The organism is Isoptericola sp. NPDC060257 (assembly GCF_042726645.1).
GTDB classification, from domain to species: domain Bacteria; phylum Actinomycetota; class Actinomycetes; order Actinomycetales; family Cellulomonadaceae; genus Isoptericola; species Isoptericola nanjingensis.
Genome location: NZ_JBHXAW010000196.1, coordinates 1 through 8,586, shown reverse-complemented (window position 1 = coordinate 8,586; position 8,586 = coordinate 1). Strand labels below are relative to the sequence as shown.

Below are 8,586 nucleotides of genomic sequence, written 5' to 3'. Positions count from 1 at the left end.
ACCGACACCCCCCCCCCGGCGGGGGGGGGGCCCCCCCCCGGCCCCCCCCCACGACGAGCGCCCGGCGCGGCGCGCGCACCACGGCGTCGGGCACGTTCTCGGCGTCGACGAGCACCACGTCGGCCGGGGCACCCACCACGAGGTCGTGCACCTCGCGGCCCACGAACCGGGCGGCGTCCGCGGACGCGACGCGGGCAGCGGTGACGAGCTCCTGGTCGTGCCGCAGGCCCGACAGGCGCGCGAGCTGCGTGGTGAGCGCGAGCAGGTCGCCCGTCCCGTACGGGGACCACAGGTCGCGGATGCCGTCGGTGCCGAGGCCGACCGGGACGCCGGCGTCGCGCAGCGCGAGCAGCGGCAGGGGAGCGGCGCCGATCGGCGCCACGGTGGTCATGGTGATGCCGGCCTCGCCCATCGCCGCGACCAGGTCGGCCTGGCGGGCGGCGGACAGCTGGCCGACCGCGAAGCCGTGCGCCACGTTGACCCTGCCCTGGAGCCCGGCCCGCAGGGTGCGGTCGACCATCAGCTCGATCTGGAAGGCGCCCAGCTCGCCGCCGTCGTGCAGGTGCACGTCGATGCCGACGCCGCGCCGTTCCGCGATCTCGAACAGCCCGTCGAGCTGACCGACCGGGTCGCGGTCGATCGACGCCGGGTCCAGGCCGCCGACGTGCTCGGCGCCCGCGGCCGCCGCCCGGTCCAGCAGCTCCAGGACGCCGGGGCGGCGCAGCACGCCGTCCTGCGGGAACGCCACGATCTCGGCGTGCACGGCGCCGCCGAGGGCGGCGACGGCCTCGCGGACCACCTCGATGCCGCGCAGGCCCACGCCGAGGTCGACGTCCACGTGCGTGCGCACCGCCGTCGTGCCCGTGCGGACCGACTCGCGCAGCACCGCCAGCGTGACGTCCACGCCGGGGATGCCGAGCTCGTCGCGGTGCGCGCGCTCGTGCGCGATGCGCGCCTGGACGCCCGGCTCGCCGCCGTAGCTCACCCACGGCTTGCCCCACCACGACTTGTCCACGTGCGCGTGCGCGTTGACCAGCCCGGGCAGGGCGAGCAGCCCGCGCCCGTCGACCTCCCCGTCGACCTCTCCGTCCGTCTCGCCGGCGGCCGACGCAGCGGCGTCGTGCGGCACGACGGCGATGATGACGCCGTCGGCCACGTGCAGGTCGGAGCGCTCGCCGCCCCAGGGCCGCACGTCGCGCAGCACGGTGACGGTGGTGGGGGAGCTGGTCATCGGACTTCCTCCTCGAAGGGGACGACCGCCTGCGGCCGTCCGGGGATGGTGATCTCGTAGCTCTCGCCGGCGCCGTCGAGCGCCGCGTCGAGCGGGACGACGGTGGCGCCGTCCCAGGCCTCCTGCTGGGTGTAGCCGCCGGCGAGGACGCCGTAGGCCTCCCCGTCGGGCCCGTGCCACACCGCGACGGTCTCGTGCCGGCGGTCGGTGGGCAGGACGACGTCGGTACCGTCCGGGCCGACCACCTCGATGCTCGGGCCCGACCCGGCGTTGCCGAACGGGCCGTTGCCGGCGACGACGAGGGTGCCGTCGCCGGCGCGGGCCACGCCGTGCTGGTGGGAGTCGGCGGTCAGGTCGGTGGTCGTGACCTCGCCGGTGCCGGGGTCGACGCGGGCCAGCACACGGCCCTGGTACGGCAACAGCAGGTCGCCGTCGTCGTCGAGGACGGCGTAGTGCGGCTTCTCGAACGACGCGAGGCCGCCCTCGCGCCCGAACGGCGCCACCTCGATCGCGCGGGCGCGTCCCCGCTCCGGGTCCACGACCGTGACGGTGAACCCGTCGTGGTCGATCGTGTAGACCTCGTCGCCGTCGTCGCTCACGAGGACGTCGAAGGGCCGCAGCCCCACCGGCACGGCGGACACGACCTCGCCGGTGTCGGCGTCGAGCGTCTCGAGGAACGCCGCGTCGCCCGTGCTCACGGCGACGTGCACCCGCTCGCCGTCGGGGGAGACGGCCAGGCCGAGGCCGCCGCGCCGGTACTCGCCGAACGCGCGACGGCTCGTCGCGTGCTCGTACGCGAAGAGGTCCGTGCGCTCCCGGGCGTCGAGGTCCACGACGGCGACGCCCTCGGCGGTCGAGACGTACGCGCGCCGGGAGTCCTCGTCCACGGCGACGCCCCACGGCGCGGTGCCCACGGTGATCTCGTCGACGACGGCGCTGCCCCGCCGGTCGGCCGGGTCGACCACTGCGAGCGTGTCGCGCTCGGCCTGCGTGGCCAGCAGCAGCTGGGCGGGCGCGCGATCGGGAGACGGCGTCCGCGTGGCCGACGTGCTCGGGCTCGGGGTCTGACTCGGCGTCCTGGTGCCCGCGGGCTGCGGTGGAGCCGCGCAGGCGCCGAGGGCGAGCAGGGCTCCGGCGACGGCGACCGCTCCCGCGGCACGGGCCGGGCGGCGCGTGCGGCGGGCGGGAGTCACGGTGAGATGGTATGCCATATTCCCCTCCGGCCGGCTGGCAAGATGTGCGCATGTCCTCCGAGCTCTCGGCCCCCTTCGAGCCCGAGTCCGTCCGGGTGGCGCGCGTCGTCCGCGAGCAGATCGTGGACGGCTCCCGGGAGCCCGGGAGCCGCCTGGTCGAGCGCGACCTGGCCGCCGAGCTGGGCGTGAGCCGCATCCCCGTGCGGGACGCGCTGCGGACGCTCGTCGCGGAAGGGCTCGTCACCCCGCGCCCGCGCACCTGGGCGGTGGTCCGCGAGTTCAGCGACGCCGACGTGGACCACCTGCACGAGGTGCGCGAGGCGACGGACCCCCTGCACTTCCGGCTCGCGGCGACGCGCCGGTCGCCGGAGCAGCTCGAGGCGCTCACCGAGGCGTGGCAGCGGGAGGACGCCGCCGCCCGCGCGGGCGACGGCCCCACGGCCCGGCGCGCCGGCGCCGACTTCCACGAGCGCGTCGTCGAGGCCGCCGGGAACCCGGTGCTCCTCGAGCTGCACCTCGTGATCGCCAGCCGGGTGCGCTGGCTGCTGGGGCAGCACCTCGACCTGCAGGCGATCGCCGACGAGCACCGCGAGCTCCTCGACGCGGTCCGGGACAGGGACGGCGAGGCCGCCGCCCGCCTGGCCAGCGCGCACCTCGGCACGAGCCGGGCCGCGGCCCAGGAGCGCCGGGCCTGACGCAGTCCGCGCCGGGCGCGCGGCCGGGGGCGAGGTCATGCGCCCAGGCTCGTCGGACGCGCCGCGCCGGCGCATCGGGCGTCCGGGGCGCGTCGGCTCATCCGAACGGATGAGGTGCGGATCGACCCCGCCCGGTTAGCGTGCGTGTCGTGCCCGGATCCCTCACCCGCGGCGTGCACCTCGCGTTCGCCGCGCTCGTCGCGACGTCCGCCGCGCGCTACCTCACCAACCACGGCCTCGACGGCCGGTGGTGGCTGGTCGTCGTGCTCGTCGCGGTGGTCGCCGCCGCGTACGCGGCGCTGGTGGTGCTCGCGCGGCAGACCGGACCGGCGGCCCGCCGCGTCGCGGTCGACCTGGTCCTGGGCGTCCTGCTCCTGGCGTGGGGCGCCCTCGTGCTGGTGGCGCCGAGCTTCGCCTGGTCGGCGATCCCGCTGTTCTTCGTCTGCCGCACGCTCGTGCCCGTGCCCGCCGCGCACGTCCTGGTGGGCGCCGTCGCCGTGGTGACGGGCGTCGCGCTCTTCGGCCTGTCGGGGCGCAGCGACTGGGCGGCCGCCGTCGCGCCGCTCGTGGTGGCGGTGCTGCTCAGCCTCGCGTACGACGCGATCGTGCGGCAGGCGGGGGAGCGGGTCCGGCTGCAGCGCGAGGTCGCCGTCCTGGCCGAGCGCGAGCGCGTGGCGCGCGAGATCCACGACACCGTGGCCCAGTCCCTGTCCTCCGCGGTGCTGCGGCTCGAGGCCGCCGACCAGCGCTGGGACGCCGACCCCGGCGCCGCGCGCGACGACGCCCGGCAGGCCGCCGTCGCCGTGCGCGCCAGCCTCGGGCAGACACGCGACCTCGTGCACGATCTCGTGGACCCGTCCCCGGCGGCGGGCGGCGTGGCCCCTGCCGACGTCGAGGCCGCGATCCGGACGGCGGCGCGTCGCCACGTCCCGGACGCCGAGCTCACCGTGGTGGGCGAGCCGGTGCGGGTCGGCGCGGAGACGGCGCACGCCCTCGCGCGCATCGCCCAGAGCGCCGTGGCGAACGTGGACCGGCACGCCGGCCCCGCGCGGCTCGGCCTCACCCTGACCTACCTGCCCGACGCCGTCGCGCTCGACGTGTTCGACGACGGCCGCGGCTTCGACGTCGAGCAGGTCGCGGCGCGGACCGTCGGCGCGGGCGCTCCCGGACGGCAGGGCGGGTTCGGGCTGCGGGCCATGCGGCAGCGGGTGGAGCAGCTCGGTGGCACGATCACGGTGGAGAGCTCGCCGGGCGAGGGGACCGTCGTCGGGGTGCAGCTGCCCGTCGCCGCCGACGCCGGGACGGCCGGGCCGGACGACCAGGAGGACGCATGAGCGACCCGATCACCGTGCTGCTCGTGGACGACCACCACGTGGTGCGCGCCGGGCTGCGCGCCCTGCTCGACTCGCAGCCGGACCTCACCGTCGTGGGCGAGGCGGGCACCGCCGACGAGGCCCTCGACGCCGTGGGGCGCCTCGCGCCCGCGCTCGTCGTCATGGACCTCGAGCTGGGCGCGGAGGAGGACGGCGTCGCCGCCACCCGCCGCATCCGTGCCGCCCACCCCGACCTGCCCGTCCTCGTGTTCAGCGCCTACGACACCGACGCCGACGTCGTGCGCGTCGTCGACGCGGGCGCCATCGGCTACGTCCTCAAGGACGCCCCGCCCGCCGAGATCTTCTCCGCCGTGCGGGGCGCCGTCGTCGGGCGCAGCGTGCTGTCCCCGCCGGTCGCGTCCCGGCTCATGCAGCAGGCGCAGAACCCCGGCAGCGCGCTCACCCCGCGGGAGGCGGAGCTGCTCACGCTGCTCGCCCAGGGGCTGAGCAACCGGGAGCTCGGGCGGCGGCTGTTCATCTCCGAGGCGACCGTGAAGACCCACCTCGCGCACGTGTACGCCAAGCTCGGCGTCGAGTCGCGGGCGGCCGCCGTCGCGCACGCGCTGCGCGGGCAGACGGTGCGCTGACGGCTCAGCCCTCGACGCCGACGTCGTCCGGGCGCTTGTCGTCGCGCCACCCGCGCCACACCGAGTGCCGCAGCCGCGGTCCTTCGTCGTCCGCGCCGCCGCCCCCGTCGGGAGCGTGCGCCCCCAGGTCGGCGGGATCGCTCGTCCAGTCCCCGTAGCTCACCTCGGCCACGCGCTCGGGCGCGGCCCACCGCGCGTGCACCGCCTCGGTGCGGGGCACGCCGTCGAGCGGCGCGTCGTCCACGGGCCGCAGGCGCCGCACGACCTCCCGCCGCTCCGCCTCCTTGAAGCCCGTGCCGACCTTGCCCACGTAGCGCAGCACCCCGCCGTCGTCCGGCACCGCCAGCAGCAGCGACCCGGCGACCCGGGCGTCCTCCCGCCCCGTCCCCGCATGCAGGGGGCGCCAGCCGACGACGACCACCTCCTGGGTGCGGGCGTGCTTGATCTTGAGCCAGTCGCGCGAGCGGTGGCCCGGCGTGTACGGCGACCGGCGCCGCTTGGCCACCACCCCCTCCAGCCGCATGAGCCGGCTCGTCTCCAGCGCCTCGTCGAGCGTGCCGTCCAGGGCGTCCGGCACGTGCACCGGACGCCGCGGCGTCACGACCCGCGCCAGCTCCGCGCGGCGCTCGGCGTACGGCCGGTCGGTCGCCGCGCGCCCGCCGACGACGAGCGCGTCGAACAGCACCAGGTCGACGCCGACCGCGCGGCGGGCCTTCTCGACGTCGCGCGGCCGGGAGAGGTTGGCCCGCTGCTGCAGGCGGCGGAACGACGGGCGCCCGTCCGCGTCGAGGGCGACGATCTCGCCGTCCAGCGCCAGCGGGAGGTCCTCGTCGGACACCATCTCCGCGACCTGCTGCAGCTCCGGGAACGTCACCGTGAGGTCCTGGCCGGAGCGGGACGTGAGGCGCACCGTGCGCTCGTCGTCGCCGTCCGCGCCGGGGAGCACCTCCACGACGGCGCGGAAGCCGTCCCACTTCACCTCGAACGCCCAGTCGTCCGGGTCGAGCCGGGCCAGCTCGCCCGGCGGCGCGGTCGTCGCCAGCATCGGGCGCGGCGTCTCGGCCGGCGCGTCGTCGGCGGCCGCGCGCGGCCGGGCCGCCGGCGGGCTCGGACGGGTGTCGTCGTCGCGCGCCTCGGCCCCGGCGTCCTCGTCGCCGGGCTGCGTCTTGGTGCGGTGGATCAGCCACGAGTTCTGGTCGTCGCCGCCCCGCCCGCCGGTGCGGATGAGGGCGAGCCGGCGGGAGCCCCGGCGCTCGCTGTGCAGGACGGCGATCACCTCGTCCTCGCGCCACTTCTCCAGGTCGTAGGTGCCGGCATCCCAGATCGTCACCTCCCCGCCGCCGTACTCGCCCGCGGGGATGGTGCCCTCGAACGACCCGTACTCGAGCGGGTGGTCCTCGGTCTGCACGGCCAGGTGGTTCTGCTTCGGGTCGGTGGGCTCGCCCTTGGGCAGCGCCCAGCTCACGAGGACGCCCTCGTGCTCCAGCCGGAAGTCCCAGTGCAGGCGACGAGCGTGGTGCTCCTGGATGACGAACGTCGGTGCGCCCTCGGGCTCGGCGGGAGAGTCGGGGCCGAACGGCTCCGGGGTCTTGTCCGGGTCCCGCTTGGCCCGGTACGTCTCGAGCTTCTCGGCCGGGGTGCGCTCGAACGTCGCCATGCGTTCCGGCGTCGGCTCGAGCTGCGCCAGGTGCCCGGCGGCCAGGGGCTCCAGGAGGTCGCCGTCGCGTTCCAGGCGCTCGACCACCTCGGTGAAGGTGAGGTGGCGCAGGTCGGGGTCGTCGAGCTCGTCCCAGGTGCGCGGGGCGGCGACGGTCGGCTCGTCGCGGCCGCGCAGCGAGTACGGCGCGATGGTGGTCTTGGCGCCGTTGTTCTGCGACCAGTCCACGAGCACCTTGCCCGCGCGCAGCGACTTCTTCATGTCGCTGACGACGAGGTCCGGGTGTTCCGACTCCAGGTGCCGCGCGAGCTCGTGCGCGACGGCGGAGACGGCGTCCGCGGTCAGGGAGTCGTCGTGCCCGGTGAGCGCGGCGTACAGGTGGAGGCCCTTGGACCCGCTGGTCACGGGCAGGGGGTCGAGGTCCATGCCGAGCAGGACGTCGCGCGCCAGCCGCGCCACCTCGGCACACTCGGCGAGGCCCGCGCCCGGCCCGGGGTCCAGGTCGAGGACCAGCCGGTCGGGCGGCATCGGCGTGCCCGTGCGCCCGAACCGCCACTGCGGCACGTGGATCTCGAGCGTCGCCGTCTGCCCCAGCCAGGTCAGCGTGGCGAGGTCGTTGACCAGCACGTAGTCGTTGGTCGACGTGCGGTGCTTGATGGAGCGGCGCGGCACCCACGACGGCGTCGACGCGTCCAGGTTCTTCTGGAAGAACATCTGACCGGCGACGCCGTCCGGCCAGCGCTTGCGTGTCGCCGGTCGGTACGAGGCGTGCCGCAGCAGCGCCGGCGCCACCTGGGCGAGGTACTGCAGCACCTCGCCCTTCGTCGTCCCCGTGGCGGGGTAGTAGACCTTGTCCAGGTTCGTCAGCTGCAGGCGGCGGTCGCCGACCGTGACGGTCTGCGGCTTGCTCGACGACGTGCGGGCCATGCGGACATCGTCGCGCGAGGGCGGGATGTGCGCGCCTCCGGAGGCTCCCTACCGGCTGCACGTCGTCGTCCCGGACGGAATGACATGTCGATCACACGTCGACGAGCGAATCTGTGGCGGAGACGAGGTGCAGGTGCGAACCTGGCGTCCATGGTCGAGTCAGCGGCTGGCACCGCGCGCAAACGGCGGCCGAAGGGACCGGTAGCCGGTTCCGCCGTGGCGACCTGCTTGCTCGCAGTCGGTGCCGGGGCGGGTGTCGCGGCAGCCCAGGGTGCGATTTTCGTCGACGAGACCTTCACGGGCGCCACGGCAGACTCGCTGTTCTCCGCCTATGGATCCGCCTGCCTGACCGGTGCGGCTCCGGGTGATCCCACCGCCGGCGCGCACCCACTCGGCGGGTGCGATCCCGAGCGGACCGTGAACTCGCCGCCACTCGAGGGGGCTCCCGACGGGTACCTCCAGCTCACGGACGCGTCGAACGACCAGTCCGGCGCCGTGCTGTTCGACACTCCGATCCCCGCAGAGCAGGGCCTGGTCGTGCGGTTCGAGCAGTGGCAGTACGGCACGACGACGGCGGACCCTGCGCCGGCCGACGGCATCGCGTTCTTCCTGGTCAACGGCGACGCAGAGCTCGTGGCCCCGGGGGCGTTCGGGGGCAGCCTGGGGTACGCGCAGAAGCGGCCGGACGGAGATCCGGCGAACGAGATCATCCCAGGGGTCGAGGGCGGTTACCTGGGGATCGGGTTGGACGTCCTCGGCAACTACTTCGGAGACTGGGAGGACCGTGGACTCGGATGCCCGGACGGGCAGCAGTCTCCGGCTGGGACGGGGTTTCGCATACCTGAGCCGGAGAAGATCACTGTGCGGGGGCCGGCGGAGCCCGGCGATACGACGCAGGGGTACTGCTTCCTGACCTCCACTGC

6 protein-coding genes and 1 pseudogene are annotated in these 8,586 nt (G+C 75.7%); 4 read left to right on the top strand and 3 right to left on the bottom strand.

Annotated features, from left to right (window positions below; translation table 11 throughout):
• Both ACFWEK_RS15290 and ACFWEK_RS15285 read right to left on the bottom strand, forming a co-directional pair.
• Positions 1 to 1,231 (bottom strand): amidohydrolase family protein (locus tag ACFWEK_RS15290; RefSeq protein ID WP_430554573.1); only part of this gene is annotated, 1,231 nt, incomplete at its 3' end.
• Positions 1,228 to 2,424, bottom strand: a complete 1,197-nt coding sequence (locus ACFWEK_RS15285; protein WP_430554572.1) for a YncE family protein — start codon at positions 2,422 to 2,424, stop codon at positions 1,228 to 1,230. The genes ACFWEK_RS15290 and ACFWEK_RS15285, both read right to left, overlap by 4 nt.
• A gap of 50 nt (positions 2,425 to 2,474) precedes the next feature.
• On the opposite strand from ACFWEK_RS15285, the gene ACFWEK_RS15280 reads away from it, so the two are divergent.
• The 3 genes from ACFWEK_RS15280 to ACFWEK_RS15270 all read left to right on the top strand — a co-directional run bounded on the left by ACFWEK_RS15280 (position 2,475) and on the right by ACFWEK_RS15270 (position 5,079).
• On the top strand, positions 2,475 to 3,119 hold the full coding sequence (locus ACFWEK_RS15280; RefSeq protein ID WP_430548018.1) for a GntR family transcriptional regulator: 645 nt from the start codon (positions 2,475 to 2,477) through the stop codon (positions 3,117 to 3,119).
• Between the two features lie 149 nt (positions 3,120 to 3,268).
• A complete protein-coding gene (locus ACFWEK_RS15275; RefSeq protein ID WP_430554571.1) occupies positions 3,269 to 4,453 on the top strand; it encodes a sensor histidine kinase in 1,185 nt (394 codons plus the stop codon).
• A complete protein-coding gene (locus ACFWEK_RS15270; RefSeq protein ID WP_430554570.1) occupies positions 4,450 to 5,079 on the top strand; it encodes a response regulator in 630 nt (209 codons plus the stop codon). Before ACFWEK_RS15275 ends, ACFWEK_RS15270 begins: the two co-directional genes overlap by 4 nt.
• Positions 5,080 to 5,083: 4 nt before the next feature.
• On the opposite strand, the gene ACFWEK_RS15265 is transcribed toward ACFWEK_RS15270, so the two are convergent.
• Positions 5,084 to 7,663, bottom strand: coding sequence for an ATP-dependent DNA ligase (locus tag ACFWEK_RS15265; RefSeq protein WP_430554569.1), 2,580 nt, complete (start codon positions 7,661 to 7,663; stop codon positions 5,084 to 5,086).
• Positions 7,664 to 7,813: 150 nt separating this feature from the next.
• Here ACFWEK_RS15265 and ACFWEK_RS15260 point away from each other — a divergent pair.
• A pseudogene (locus ACFWEK_RS15260) lies at positions 7,814 to 8,586 on the top strand (hypothetical protein); the annotation flags it as partial.